The 13,772-nt window shown below is 63.8% G+C and carries 9 protein-coding genes and 1 pseudogene; 2 read left to right on the top strand and 8 right to left on the bottom strand.

Annotated elements, in window-relative coordinates; genetic code table 11:
- The first annotated feature begins 1 nt into the window (after position 1).
- Together ACX0GZ_RS13340 and ACX0GZ_RS13345 are read left to right on the top strand one after the other, a co-directional pair.
- The gene (locus tag ACX0GZ_RS13340) at positions 2-781 is read left to right on the top strand and encodes a FadR/GntR family transcriptional regulator (RefSeq protein ID WP_458817192.1); all 780 of its coding nucleotides are present in this window, start codon (positions 2-4) and stop codon (positions 779-781) included.
- A gap of 204 nt (positions 782-985) precedes the next feature.
- Complete coding sequence (locus ACX0GZ_RS13345; RefSeq protein WP_458817193.1) at positions 986-1,843, top strand: SMP-30/gluconolactonase/LRE family protein; 858 nt, start codon at positions 986-988, stop codon at positions 1,841-1,843.
- On the opposite strand, the pseudogene ACX0GZ_RS13350 reads toward ACX0GZ_RS13345, so the two are convergent.
- The 8 genes and pseudogenes from ACX0GZ_RS13350 to ACX0GZ_RS13385 form a co-directional block, all read right to left on the bottom strand.
- Positions 1,828-2,133 (bottom strand): annotated as a pseudogene (locus tag ACX0GZ_RS13350) (alpha-L-arabinofuranosidase C-terminal domain-containing protein); the annotation flags it as partial. The gene ACX0GZ_RS13345 and the pseudogene ACX0GZ_RS13350 overlap by 16 nt on opposite strands.
- A gap of 289 nt (positions 2,134-2,422) precedes the next feature.
- Complete coding sequence (locus ACX0GZ_RS13355; RefSeq protein WP_458817194.1) at positions 2,423-3,175, bottom strand: FadR/GntR family transcriptional regulator; 753 nt, start codon at positions 3,173-3,175, stop codon at positions 2,423-2,425.
- Positions 3,176-3,292: 117 nt separating this feature from the next.
- On the bottom strand, positions 3,293-6,181 hold the full coding sequence (locus ACX0GZ_RS13360; RefSeq protein ID WP_458817195.1) for a TonB-dependent receptor: 2,889 nt from the start codon (positions 6,179-6,181) through the stop codon (positions 3,293-3,295).
- A gap of 161 nt (positions 6,182-6,342) precedes the next feature.
- Positions 6,343-7,194, bottom strand: a complete 852-nt coding sequence (locus ACX0GZ_RS13365; protein WP_458817196.1) for a rhamnogalacturonan acetylesterase — start codon at positions 7,192-7,194, stop codon at positions 6,343-6,345.
- 34 nt (positions 7,195-7,228) lie between these two features.
- Positions 7,229-7,978, bottom strand: coding sequence for an SDR family NAD(P)-dependent oxidoreductase (locus tag ACX0GZ_RS13370; RefSeq protein WP_458817197.1), 750 nt, complete (start codon positions 7,976-7,978; stop codon positions 7,229-7,231).
- Positions 7,975-9,270 carry an MFS transporter gene (locus ACX0GZ_RS13375; protein WP_458817198.1) on the bottom strand — a complete coding sequence of 432 codons (1,296 nt, stop codon included), beginning with the start codon at positions 9,268-9,270 and terminating at the stop codon, positions 7,975-7,977. The genes ACX0GZ_RS13370 and ACX0GZ_RS13375 overlap by 4 nt, the downstream gene beginning before the upstream one ends.
- Positions 9,267-11,456, bottom strand: a complete 2,190-nt coding sequence (locus ACX0GZ_RS13380) for an alginate lyase family protein (protein ID WP_458817199.1) — start codon at positions 11,454-11,456, stop codon at positions 9,267-9,269. Before ACX0GZ_RS13380 ends, ACX0GZ_RS13375 begins: the two co-directional genes overlap by 4 nt.
- Positions 11,456-13,660 carry a chondroitinase-B domain-containing protein gene (locus ACX0GZ_RS13385; protein WP_458817200.1) on the bottom strand — a complete coding sequence of 735 codons (2,205 nt, stop codon included), beginning with the start codon at positions 13,658-13,660 and terminating at the stop codon, positions 11,456-11,458. The genes ACX0GZ_RS13380 and ACX0GZ_RS13385 overlap by 1 nt, the downstream gene beginning before the upstream one ends.
- Between the last annotated feature and the right edge of the window lie 112 nt (positions 13,661-13,772).

Below are 13,772 nucleotides of genomic sequence, written 5' to 3' on the forward strand. Positions count from 1 at the left end.
GATGACCGACCCTCAGACGCCGCGTCCGGCGCGCAAAACCGTGAAGACTGCACGCCTGTATCAAAGCGTCGCCGAACAGATTGCGCGATCGGTCGCTGCCGGCGATTATAGGCCCGGCGAACGCCTGCCGTCCGAACGCGAATTGTCGCAGAGCTATTCGGTCAGTCGCCCGACGGTGCGCGAGGCGATCATCGCCCTCGAACTCGACGGGCTTGTCGAGGTGCGCCACGCCAGCGGCGTCTATGTCGCGCAGGATGCGAAGCGGCACAAACCGGTTCAGCACGACATCGGCGTCATCGAGCTGACCGAGGCGCGGCTGCTGGTCGAAGGCGAGGTGGCTGCGCTTGCCGCCACCCAGATCACCGATGCGGAGGTCGAAGAACTGCGCGATCTGCTCGACGAAATGGCGGCGACCAACCTGAAGACTGTCAGCGCGGCGGAAATGGTCGATCGCCGCCTGCATCAGTGCATCGCGCGGATCGGTCGCAATTCGGCGCTGGCGTTGATGGTCGATCAACTCTGGACGATGCGCGACCGCTCGCCGCAATGCGTGCGCTTCTTTGAACGCTCGCGCGACCAAGGCAACAAACCCGACGTCGCCGAACACCGTGCGATCGTCGATGCCCTCGCCGCCCGCGATCCCGCCGCAGCGCGCGCCGCGATGCGCGACCATCTGACCCGCGTGCTCAACACCCTGCTCGACGCCGCCGAGGTGGAGGCGATCGAGGAGGCCCGCGCGCGCGTGGCGGCCCAGCGGACGCGGTTCAGCCACGGCGCCTGATGCAGCATCGCGTTATCTCGACTGCCTCTGGCAGAAAGGGCATGCGACGCGCTTAATGGGATGGGAGCAATAACGGGTGACGGGTCTATGCCGTAGGGCGCGGTACGACCTGACCTTTACATTCCTGTCGGTTGGCGCGAGTTGCAGGGCCGACATGTAGCGGACGGGCGGCATCGTCAGGCTGGCGCTACCGGGAGCAAGGCGATGTCGAACTATGAAATCGTGGAACGCGACAGGCGTGACCAGTTGGGCGAGGGATTGCTTTGGTCTGCGCGCGAGCAGGCCGTTTACTGGACCGACATCCTGTCGCCAGCGCTCAATCGCCTGTCGCTGACGACGGGTGAAGTCGATCGCTGGGCAATGCCGGAAATGATCGGCTGGGTAATCGAGCGCCGCGACGCACCCGGCTTCATAGCCGGATTTCAAAGCGGGTTCGCCGAATTGACGCTCGATCCGCTGACGATCACCCCGATCGTAAATCCCGAGCCCAATGTGCCCGATAATCGGCTGAACGACGCCAAGGCCGATCGGTGGGGCCGTATCTGGGCGCGGTCGATGCCGCTTACTGCCGACCGACCGACCGGCAATCTCTATCGTCTTGATCCTGATCGTAGCCTGACGCATATCGACAGCGGTTATTCGGTCGCCAACGGTCCAGCGATCAGCCCGGATCAGGATTGGCTCTATCACACGGACACGCCCGCTGGGATCGTCTATCGCTTTGCCCTCGACGCTGACGGCGTGAAAAACCGCGAGCCCTTCATTCGGTTCGAAGCCAGTTGGGGTAAACCTGACGGCATGACCGTCGATGCCGAGGGGTATTTATGGATCGCGCATTGGGGAGGATCGCGCGTCAGCCGCTTTTCACCCGATGGCGTTTTGGACAGCGTCATCGAACTGCCCGCCTCGCAGATTACCAATGTCTGTTTTGCGGGGGACAAGCTGAACCGCATGTTCGTCACATCGGCGGCGGTCGGTGTGCCGCATGAGAAATATGCAGGCTGCCTGTTCGAAGTCGATTCCTGCGTCACCGGACTAAAGCCCGGTCAGTTCTGCGACTGAAATCGGCGTTCTGTAGATCGGGCTGGAGACGACAGCGTCCCGTCGGTCGCGCGCGCCGCCGACACGGCGACCATCGGTTGGTCGATCCCGCCTGAGGCGTAGCGTGCGTTCGATACCGCGGCAGGAGAGGGGGGCGCCCCCTGAAACGGTGCATACATGTCGAACGGGTAGTATGTCGGGGTCCGGACCATCCGCTTCTTGTCGGTAAGGATCATCGCCTGAAGCAGGTTCACTATCTGCGCGATCGCGGCGAGCTTCACCCGGTCAGTATGGCGGTGTGAAATGTTGAGCGTGGTGAGTGCCGCGAAGTGCGCGTCGCGAAGCGACTTCTGCTGATAGAGGAAGCCCGGCGTTAAACCCTCTCACCGATGTACCAGGTGCCCCATTTGTCGACATAGAGGCCGACCCGCTTAGTTGGGCTGACGGTGATGATCGCCCGCTAGAAGGTGCCCGACATGGGACATATACGGCCTGTAATGGTCGTTTCTGCTGACCGCGGTGTGCGAATTTCTATGCTGTTCCACGCGCTGTGGGGTTGCAAGGTTATGAACGCAGAACCAGAAGCGCGGCTGCAATAGATCAGCCGGAAACTAACCGTGCAGCGGTGAGGAAACGGGCGCGACTTTCTGCTGATCGTTGCTGCAATTCGCGAAGGTCGCGCTCTTCGGCAGCGTCGAGCATCGATTCGAGCAGGCGGTTGAAATGCCGCCGCATCGCCAGCCTTGCACCATGCGAATCGCGATTGCGGAGCGCATCGACGATCTCGCCATGTTCGGACTGGCGCGCCGTACCATCCTGCTTGCACACCAGCGCATGGCTGGCGCGCACCTCGGGCAATTCGTTGCGTAACCGCCACAGCGTCGAGACGACATGAATGATCGCCTGGTTCCCCGAAGCGGACGCGATCGTCAGGTGGAAATCCCGGTCGGCGGCACTGATCGCGTCGTCGCTCAGGTCGTCATCGGCCATAACGCCCAGCAGACGGTCGAGCTTGTCGAGATCGGCGTCGCTGATCGTTGTCGCTGCCAAGGCCGCGGCTTCGGCCTCGAACAGCGAGCGCGCCTCGGTCAGTTCGAACGCGCTCACCTTGGGCAGCCCCTCTTCGTCGCGACCGGCATGCGAGGTGACATAGACGCCCGATCCGGTCTTGATCTTGACCCAGCCCGCCGCCTGAAGCGAGATTTCGGCCTCGCGCACGGTGACGCGACTGACACCCAGTTCCTCGGACAATTCGCGTTCGCCAGGTAACCGCGTACCGCGCGGGTAGGTGCCGTCCTCGATCCGCGCGATCAGTTTGTCGGCGATCTCCTGAAACAAACGACGTTCGGCCACGCACCCATTCTCCCAATTAATGGTCGATGTCGTTTGTCATACCCTTTGTGCGGACCAGTGCAAGGTCGGCGGCAGCGCGCTGAAAAGGGAGTGCACGCGCCGCCGCCGCCCCGCGCGTCACAGCCGGACGCGCGCGCTGAGGAAGTATTTCGATCCGTAGTAATGATATTGGCGGATGCTGCCCTGCACCGGCATGTCGGTCACCTTGGGCGCATCGAACAGGTTCAGCGCCTCGAACCTCAGCGAGAAATTGCGGTTGACGGCAAAGCTCGCGCGGAAGTCGAACGTCTCGTTATCGCGGACATAGCGCAGCTGGTTGTTGCCGCCGACAAAGTCCTGATAATAGTTGGATCGATAATTATAGATGCCCTGAAGCGAGAACGGCCCGGTTTCGTAATAGAGCTGGGCCGACAGCACATGGCGCGAGTAGCCGTGGATATTGGCGGGCGGGATGATCCCCGGCGTGACCACCCCAGTCACGCCGTCGGTAACTTCGCCCAGGCGGATGTCCTGGGTTTCGAAATCGCTGTCGGCGAAGTTGTAGCTGACTTTGCCACCGAACCCGTCGAACGGCGCGGGCAACCAGGAAAAGCGGTTGGCGAGTGTGAGCTCAAGGCCCCAGATCTTGCTCTTGTCGTCACTGTTCTGAGTCTGGGTGACCGGCACGGTCACCGTCGTGCCGTCGATCACGAAGCTTTCGTCAAACACCACAGGCTGAAAACCGCCGGTGAACTGTTTGTAGTATAGCGTTGCAGACAGGATCGAATCCCGGTTGGGATACCATTCGAGCGCAACGTCGCCGTTCCACGACATCAGCGGCTCCAGCCTCGGGCTGCCATTGGCGTTGATGTTGCGGATGGCGTCAGCGATGTTCACGAACGCGGCGCCATCCTCAAGCTGGATGGTCCGGCCGGCGCCCAGGCTGGACGGCGCCGGACGTGACATCGCACGATAAACGGCGGCCCGCGCCAGCACGTCGGGCGCCAGATCGAAGATCATGTTGATGCTGGGCAAGAACCGAGTGGTTTCCCCCTCCAGCGTCACGGTTTCGAAATCACCGGTTTCGACCAGCCGTATCGTGCCATCGCCATTGTTGACGACATCGAGATCGCTGCGAAGACCGAGCGAAGTGACCTTTGTGTTCACCAAGCGACCGCCGAAATTGCCCCGGATCGGCATGGTTCCAAGCGAACTGTTATAGGTCGCCATCACATATCCAGCGAGCGTGCGTTCCTCCACATCACGATTTGCGACGGAGCGAATATCCTCATTGCGACCCGGATCCTCGGTGCCCAGATATTCGCGGAATAGACAGAGCGGGTCGAACGATGCCCAGCTGGTGATGCTATTGCCTTCGGCAGCGCTCAAATAATCCCGCTGCGGGAAAATGGTGCGACAGGCAAGGTTGACCGGCAGGTTCGCAGCCAGATTGGCAGGCCGACCCGATATACTGATTTCGACCCGGTCGCTGTAATCCTCATACGTCTGGATCGTCCCGCGAACGCCCGCCTCGATCGAACTGAGGAAGCCGCCGTCCACCTGATATCGCAAGTCGATTCGCCCTGCCCAGATTTCGTTCTGCCGCCGCGTTTCGTCACGCCGCATTCGCGTGTCATCGCTGAACAATGCATGATTATTGATATCGAAGCGCGGATCGAGAGTGATTGTCGGTGCGAAATTACCCGGCAGGATTTCATAGACATAACCGATACGCTGGTTGTTGACCGGCGTTACGTTGTTGAAGATGTCGCGCGGATCGGTTCGCAGCCGCGTAGAACGCTGGGTTTCAGTGCGGATGGTTCGCGAATAGGACAGATCGGTCGATACCGTCAGGCGGTCGCTGGCGCGCCAGGCGATGTCGATGCCGCCGCCCAGATATTCCTCGTCCCGCTCGAGGAAGGTCGAGGTGGACTCGAGCGAGGTCAGGCCCTCCACCCGCGTCAGATAGCCGCCCGGCGCAATGGTCGGGTTTCGCAACCCGTAACGCATTTCCGACATGTTGAAGTCGGTACGGTCCTCGATGAAATCGCGGCGCGAATATTGGCCGTCGATGTTGATGTCCAACCGGTCCGACGGCTTCCACTGGATCGCGCCGAAGAACGCATCGCGCTGATCGTCTTCGCTGATCTGGCGCCAGGCGAAGGCGTTGGGCGCGAGGTAGAAGGGCGTACCCGCCGCCACCTGCTCGCGAGACGCCTCAGTGCAATTGCCGTTCAGGACCGTGATCGTCGCATTGCACGCGACCCAGGTCGAGCTGCCCGCCATCGTTTCTTCCGGGTTGGCGGTACGGCTGCGCTGAAAGCCCAGCGACACGCCGATCCGCCCGAGCGCGCCGACATCATATTGATCGACATAGGAGAGCGTCAGCCGCGATCCGGTGCCGCCGGAGCCGACGATGCGGTCCTGATAGGGATGGTAGTTCGCCTTGATTTCCGCCTGAAGCCGCGTGCGGTTGAAGTCGAGCGGGCGTAGTGTCTGAAGCTCGATCGATCCCGCAACGCCGCCTTCGACCAAATTGGCCTGTTGCGTCTTGTAGATCATGATCTTGTTGATGAGTTCGGAGGGGAACTGGCCGAAATTAACTGCCCGGTCGCCGCTGCCGTTGGTCGCGTCGCGCCCGTTGAAGGTCGAATTGGACAGGAACGGCCCCAGCCCGCGCAATGCAATTTCCGATGCATCACCCTTTTCGCGGTGGGTGGTCGCGCCGGTGATCGTCTGGATCGCCTGACCCACCGACAATGCGGGCAGGTCGCCGATGTCGTCCGCCGACAGCGCGTCGACGATCGCGGTTTCCTGGCGCTTGGTTTCGATCGAATCCTGAATGGTGGCGCGGATGCCCTGGACGATGATGTCCTCGCCCTCTTCGTCCTCCGGGGCAGGGGTCTGGGCTTGCGAGGGCTGCTGTTGGGCATGGGCTGGCATCGCCGCCAGCATCAATGTGCTGCCGCTGAGCAGGAATGCACGAAGTCCACATGCGCCTGGGCGCTTCAATCGGGTGCCGCGCATGCGACTCTCCTCTCCTGATGATGTATCTTGTTATGACAACTGGACTGGCCTCTAAGCCAGAATATGTCAAGACCAATCCGAAATCCCAATCTGCTCCCCGGCTGAATATTGGTCTATACCAATTGTCCAGTATGCGACGGACGTGCAGAGGCTTGCTCCCGTCAGGGGAGAATCTGGCTCCTGAGCGACGGCACAGCGACCGCCAGATCGCGGGCGACGACCTTTGCGATCGCCGTTGCCCCGACATCGCCCAGATGTGTGTAATCGAATTTCCGCGTGACATAGCCGCGCGGACCGGTCTGATTGGTCATCTCCGGCGAGTCCGGGGTGGGCGGCGCGGGTGCGGTCGTTCCCGTGGCGGCCGCGGCGCGGTCCTCTGCCGAGGGCGGTTCCTGGGCGAATGCCATCGATTCAACCGCCCCCATACGTTCGGTGATCGCGGCACTGCGCGCGTTGAGATCGACCAGCGGGGTCTTGGTCGCGGTCGCCACCTTGCGAACCTGTTCCGACCAGCTGGCGAGCGTGTTGCGCAGCTTGCCATCGCGGAACTCGCGACGGGTCAGCGGCGTGACCAGCACCGGCTCGGCCCCTGCGGCGCGCACCTCTTCGATCATGCGGCGCAGATTGGCGGGAAATTCGGTGGTCTGGTCGGTCCAGCGCTCGGGATTGCTGGTCGACTGATCGTTATGCCCGAACTGGATCACGACATAGCGCGCGCGATATCCCGGCACTTTCGCCTCGGCGATGGCGGCGTCCCACGACCCCTCGGCGCGGAAACTGCGCGTCGATCGCCCGCCACGCCCCAGATTGAGGCAGGCGACCGAAGATTTGACGTGCTTGGCGCAGAACGCGCCGCCCCAACCGCTATGCGGGGCCATCGTCGAATCGCCGACCAGAATGATCTTGTACGGCTCCAGTTTCGGCGCGTCGGTGCGTTCGCGCGGCGTGGTCTGCGCCAATGCGGCCAGTGGCATTGCGAGCGCCGCGCTCGCGATCAGGATGCGATAGATCACATAACCCTCCCCGGTGTTGCGCGGATCCGGTGCTTCAGGAGAAGCCCAGCCCGCCATTGATGTCCATGTTGACGCCCGTCAGGAAACCGCTGTCATCGCTGGCCAGCCAGACGATCGCCTCCGCGACCTCATCCGGCTGTCCTTCGCGGCGCAGCGGCGTGTTGCCCGCGACCGCGGCACGTCCCTCGGGCTTCGAGAAGATGTCGTGGAAGCTGGTGCCGATCAGACCGGGGCAGACCGCGTTGACGCGGATGCCCTGGGGTCCGAATTCCTTGGCCCAGGCACGGGTCAACGTCATCAGCGCGCCCTTTGCCGTGGCATAGAGCGATGCGCCCGGCCCGCCACCGTCGCGGCCCGCCAGCGACGACACGTTCACGATCGACGCGCCCTTGCCCATCAGCGGCTTGGCGGCGCGGGTGACCGCCCAGGCCGATTTGAGGTTCAGGTCCATCAGCTGGTCGTAAAAATCTTCGTCCTGTTCCTCGATGGTCTTGCGCGCGACCATGCCGCCAGCAAGGTTGACGAGGATGTCGATCCGCCCGTGATCGGCCTTCACCGCGTCCACCATCGCCTGTACCGCAGCCATGTCGGTCACGTCCGCGCGGTGCGCGCGAGCGGTTCCACCTGCGTCGGTAATCGCCTTTACCGTGTCGTTCGCGGCGTCGGCATTGTTGGCGAAATTGACGATGACCGTCGCGCCCGCCTTGGCGAGGCGCAGCGACACCGAACGGCCGATGTCACGGCCGCCGCCGGTCACCAGCGCGACTTTGCCCGATAATTTCATGCTTCATTTCCTGTTGTGATGGGGTTGGGACGGTTGGTGCTGAGCGCGACCGGCTGGACGCGGCCACCAAGCATCCAGATCGAAAGGAGCGACAGTGGCACGATCGCCGCCGAGAGGATGAACACCGGCGCATAGCTTTCGGTGGTGAGCACCGGCACCAGCCAGGTGACGATCAGCGTGCCTGCAACTGCAGCCATGCCGCTGATGCCCGCCAGGCTGCCGACCGCGCCGCCGCCGAAATAATCGGAAGGCAGCGTCTGGATGTTGCCGATTGCCATCTGGAAACCGAACAGGATCACCGCGATCAGCAGCACCGCGACCAGCGGATCGCCCGCCTGCGCCGTCGCCAGCAGCGCGGGCAACATCAACAGGCTGCCGATGGTGATCGCGGTCTTGCGCGACCGGTTGATCGTATAGCCTGCGCCGATCATCCGGCCCGACAGCCAGCCGCCGAACAGGCTGCCCAGCATCGCGCCAACGAACGGAACCCAGGCGAACATGCCGATTTCCGCGACGTTGAACCCAAAGGTTTCGGCGAGGTAGATCGGCAGCCACGACACGAACAGCCACCAGACGGGATCGAGGAAGAACCGCCCCGAAATCACCGCCCAGCTCTGGCGCTTGGACAACAGCTCGCCCAGCGGCGGCGCGGGTTCGGGCGGCGCTTTCGCATCGCGTCCGACGGCGATCAGCGCGCGTTCCTCGTCGGATACCCAGGGATGTGTGTCGGGATCGGCCTTGTAGTAATAGAGCCAGGGGATCAGCCAGACGAAGCCGAACAGGCCGATGATGACGAACGTCGCCTGCCAGCCGAAACCCACGAACAACAGGGCGACGAGCGGCGCGGACACGATCCCGCCCAGCGACGCGCCCGCATTGAACATGCCCTGTGCAAAGGCGCGCTCCTGCGGCGGAAACCAGATCGCGTTGGACTTGGCTGCACCCGGCCAGTTGCCGGCTTCGGACACGCCCAGCGTTACGCGCAGCAATGCGAGCAGTCCCAGCCCGCGCACCAGCGCGTGCGCCGCGATCGATGCCGACCAGATGACGATCGAGACGACGAACCCCATCCGCACGCCGATCTTGTCGAACACCCGTCCGAACAGTGCCTGTCCGGCGGCATAGGCGATCATGAACACGGTGACGAGAAGGGCGTAATCCTCCTTGGTCGCCCCGATGTCGGCGGAGACCGCAGGCCACATCACGGCCAGCGCGTTGCGGTCGATATAATTGATGACGGTGGCGACCGCGATCAGCCCGATCACGCCCCAGCGCACGCCCTTGCGGATCATTTCGCAGCTCTCGCATCGAACCGGCCTACCGGACCGGTCCAGCTCTGATTGCGCCCGCCGACGCTGGCGCGGTGGCTCGTGCCTTCGCTGGCATCGTCGGCGATGGCGATGGTGGTCGAGCGTCCGTCGAGGAAGGTGACGGTGACGAGATCGGCGTCGCCCGCTCGGGCATGAGTCAGCGATTTGACCTGGCTGCCGGTGTTGACGGTTAGTTCCGACCCGGCGTCGTAACTGCCATGCGGCTCCAGCAGGCCGACGAAGGTGGCTTCGCGCGCACCATCCTGCCGCTGGATCAGCGCGGGTTCGCGGCGCAGGTTGAAATCGGGGTCGTTCGCGCCGCTTTCGACGAACAGCAATTGCGTCCCCGCAGGCGCAGCCATCCGGTAGGTATAGAACCTCCCGCCGGTCATCCAGGTAACGCGCGGATCGCCTTCGGCAAGCGAGGCGGTCGCATCGACCCACAGATGCTGATATCCGTTCGCCTTGCCCAGCACCGGCCGGGTCGCGGCATTCGCCTGACGCTTCATGCCGGTGTCGATCAGATGGCCGTTATAATGGAGCGGCAGGTCGAACCGGTGCGCCTTCGCGCCGTTCGCGCGGAGCAGATCGACGACCAGCGGCGATCGGCCATTTCCCTGTTCGATCGTCACCAGCGCGCGGCGCATGGTGACGCCCGGATAGGCGTCCTTCATCTCTGCCACCGACCATTGCAGCCGGTCGTTGCGTCCGAAGGCGAGCTGGGTCGGCCATGCCGCTTCCGCCGGTTTCAATTGCCCGCGAAAATGGCTGGTCTCGTCGACGACCAGCGTGTTGTGCGCGACCGTGGTTTTCGCCCAGCTGTCGTTTTCGGGAAGGTAGCGCCCGCCCTGTTTGGCCTCGATGTTCAGGAAACGCGCCGCGCCATAATCGGTGACGATCGGGTTTCCGGCGTCGTAGAATAGCCAGTTGAGCTTGTCGAAATGGCCATGCCCCATGCCCTGCGCCGTATTCTTGGCGACCAGCAAAGATCCCTGGCCGTCCGTACCGCTGCGGATGATGCCCAGCGCGCCGCGGGTGCCGTCGGGGCCGTCGCGGAACATCTGCGTCGCGAAATCGAAGGGCTGCGCCTTGCCGCCCGCCAGATCGCGCGCCAGCGCCAGGCCGCCGGGGGTAAGCACGACGCGCCCTTGCCACTCGGCGATCGACAACAGGCCGGGGTCGCGCGTCGCGGCATACCCAATGGCGACTCCCTGATAGAGTTCTTCGGTCTTGAGCGACTTCTCGCGCAGCGCGTTGTTGATCGGGATGAAATAGCCGCGATGCGTCAGTTGGACCGCGGTGCGGATCGCCTTGGGCACGATGCCGTCGCGATGCTTGAAAATGCCGCGCTGCGGCTCGTTGCGCTCGATCGCATCGGCGAACACGACGAAGGGCTGGAGCGCGTAGCGCTGATAATAGGGACCTTCGGCATAATAGCCGTCGGGCGAGAACAACTGGTCGAGCTGGGCGAGAAAGCCGCCGGTGCCGCTCTTGTCGAGCCCCAACAGCGCCTTTTCGACCAGATCCTTGTCGCCCAGCACATAGCCCGCCATGCCGACGGCGGCGGCGGCCCAGGTGCCGTGGTTGTGAATCCGGTTGAACGTCCGCGCCGACCCTTCGGACAGGAACGTCGCCATCGGCCGGATCGCGCCCGTTTCGATCGTAGCGCGTTCCTGCGGCGTCATAGCCTCGCGCGCGGCGTCATAGCCCTGGATCGCGTGGACCAGAAACACGCTGTCGTTCAGGCTTTGCCAGAAGAGCCGCCCGGCGGTCTGGTTGGCACGGGCCGGATGGTCGCCCAATCCCGGATAGAGTTTGGCATATTCGAGCAGCAGATCGCGGACATGATCGGCATAACGACGCTCGCCGGTGATCCGGTACAGCGCGCCCGCGCCCTGAATGGTCAGGTAATTGCGCTTGTGCTGTTCATGCGTATAGCCGCCGCCCGGATCCTTCGGCACCGGCACGACGATCCCGCCGCGCATCGCCGCATCGACGCTGGCGCGCGCCCGCGCGACCTCTGCGGCGAACATCGGATAGCGATCCGCCTCCGCCGCCATCGCCTGCCATTCGGCGGGCGTTGCAAGCACGGTGGGCGCGGAAGGCTGGGCCGAAGCCGGAGCGACCAGCGCGATCGGCGCGGCAGCGATCAGGGCCATACGGATCATCAATTCTGCTCCATCCGGTTGGGGGCGAAGGTGCCGCGCGGCGGCCCTTTGTGGATCAGTTCGCGCACCACCGGCGCGGGCGTTGCCGCAAAGACGTTTCCGGTGACCTGCGTGTCGGGCGTGCCGACCGAGTGGGTCACCTCGACCGGCCCGGAGCGCGCGAAGCGGTTGTCCGTGACGCGTACCTGCTGCGCGCCCGAGAGGCGAAGCGACGCGGAGCCTCGTCCGCTGTCGGTGACGGTGGATCCGCTGATGTGCGCGAAGGGGCCGAAGGTGCTTTCGTCCGTCCCGCCGCGCAGCAGGTCGGCGACCATGCCCACGCGCGCGAAATGGCTGTCCGTGATCGTCAGTCTTTCGACCGGATAGAAGCCACGCCCCGTCGTCTCTCCCGCCGCCGCGACGACAGTGCGAGCGGTATCGAAGCGGCTCTGATCGATGCGGATTTCATCGGCGAAGGTGCCGGGCGACAAGGCGATGACGTCCTGCGCGCCATCGCCGGAAAAGGTCACGCGGGATAGGCCCAGCCGGTAATTTCCGGTCATCTGCGGCGTGACCGCGATGGCCGGTCGCGTGGCAGCCTGGACACGGAGCGACAGTCCCTCGACCGTGACCCCGCCGCCGCCTGCAATGTCCAGAAAGCCGCCTTCGGCAAGCGTGATCGTCGGGGCGGGATCGCCCGCGCCGCTCAGCGTCACGGTGCGCGTCACCGGGATGGCGCGCGCAACGGTGTAGCGCCCCGGCGCCAACGCAACCGTGCCGCCATCGTCCAGCGCCGCGACCGCATCCGCGATCGACTGGCCCGGCGACAGCGACACGGTGCGTCCGCTGCCGAAAGCGGCAGCGGCGACGGGTTTATACCAATTCACGCCCACCTCTGCCCGCGTCACCGGTTTCAGGTCGCGCGGCGCACCGATCTCGGCGAGCGCAGGGTCGGTCGGATAGAGCAGGCCGTTGGCGGCGCGCTCCAGCGTCAGTTCGGCCTGCGTCACGCCTTCGCTCAGCAGCGGCTTTGCGACCCGCGCCTGGACGTTTCCGGCAAAGGCAATGCCGCCGATCTCGCCCGGCGCGGTGAACGGATCGCTGCCGCCCGCGCCGCTGACCAGGTTGCGCTCGAACCGGCTGTCGATCGGCGCGGCGGATCGTTCGGCATCCGCCCCCGCCGCCAGCGTGACGCGCGCGACGTCGAGGATCGAATTGTTGTGGATCCGCGCATTGGCGACCTGATGATAACGGTTGATCGCCGAATCCGGCACGCCGTTCATCACGCTCAAAGCGCTTTTCAGGTCGCGGCCCGCCAGTCCTTCCAGATAATTGTGGCGCACCGTCTGATCGCGGTTGATGACGCGGATTCCGGCGGAATTGGCGACGCCGCTGCCCAGAAACACGTTGCGTTCGACCAGATTGCCGTTGCCGTGGCGTAACACGAAAGCACCCTGTGACGATAACACCAGATTTTCGCGCAGCACATTGGCGCCTGATTTGATCGAGATGATCTCGACCTCGCCGTCCGTACGCTCGAAAATGTTGCGCTCGACGATCGACGCACTGTCGCTCAGCGATTCGTCGCTGGTGCCGATACGGATGGTCTCGCCGCCATTGGCGCCGAGCGGTGGACGATGGCCGAAATAATTGTGATCGATGCGCGCGCGATTGGGGCCGGGCTCGCCCTTGGGCCGGATCACCGCCAGCGTGACGCCGGCATTGGTCTTGCCCTCAAAATGCGAATGGTCGACGCGGTTGTCTGTGCCATAGATTGAAACCCAATTGTCCTGCGTGCGGCGATCGGGCTTGTTGAACCGGTCGATGACCACTTCGGCCACGCGACTGTTGCTTGCATAATCGCCGGTGGTGCGGCGAAATGCGATCACGTCGCCGGTCGGGCTGTACCCGTCGCGGAACACCAGTCCCGACACGACCAGATGCCTGCCCGTCAGTCGTAGGTTCGACTGACCCGACAGGATGACGCCGCCCTTGGTCTCTGCGGTCAGCGTGATCGGCTTGTCGGCGGTGCCTTTGCCTGAAAACAGGATGCGGAAATCGCGCCACACGCCATTGGCGAGGACGATTGTATCACCTGCACGAGCCGCGCGCACCGCTTTGTCATATTCGGCCGGATTGGTGACGCGGACTTGCTGGTCCTGGGCAAGGGCAGGCGCAGACAGACTGAGCCCAACGGCACACACGGCGATCCGCGTCCAATACATAACCTCTCCCGCCGGGCTTTGTGCCCTGCCACAGGACTATTGAGAGATCATGCCAATAACAAGCCCATAAATTCGTCATTGGTATAGACCGGAGATAACCCTAGCGGCCTGG

This window comes from Sphingomonas aestuarii, assembly GCF_054457155.1.

Bases quoted from the DNA above. Each gene is read 5' to 3' on its own strand.
- ACX0GZ_RS13385 (WP_458817200.1), bottom strand. From the start codon at position 13,660: ATGTATTGGACGCGGATCGCCGTGTGTGCCGTTGGGCTCAGTCTGTCT.
- ACX0GZ_RS13345 (WP_458817193.1), top strand. From the start codon at position 986: ATGTCGAACTATGAAATCGTGGAACGCGACAGGCGTGACCAGTTGGGC.
- ACX0GZ_RS13360 (WP_458817195.1), bottom strand. From the start codon at position 6,181: ATGCGCGGCACCCGATTGAAGCGCCCAGGCGCATGTGGACTTCGTGCA.
- ACX0GZ_RS13380 (WP_458817199.1), bottom strand. From the start codon at position 11,456: ATGATCCGTATGGCCCTGATCGCTGCCGCGCCGATCGCGCTGGTCGCT.
- ACX0GZ_RS13370 (WP_458817197.1), bottom strand. From the start codon at position 7,978: ATGAAATTATCGGGCAAAGTCGCGCTGGTGACCGGCGGCGGCCGTGAC.
- ACX0GZ_RS13375 (WP_458817198.1), bottom strand. From the start codon at position 9,270: ATGATCCGCAAGGGCGTGCGCTGGGGCGTGATCGGGCTGATCGCGGTC.
- ACX0GZ_RS13340 (WP_458817192.1), top strand. From the start codon at position 2: ATGACCGACCCTCAGACGCCGCGTCCGGCGCGCAAAACCGTGAAGACT.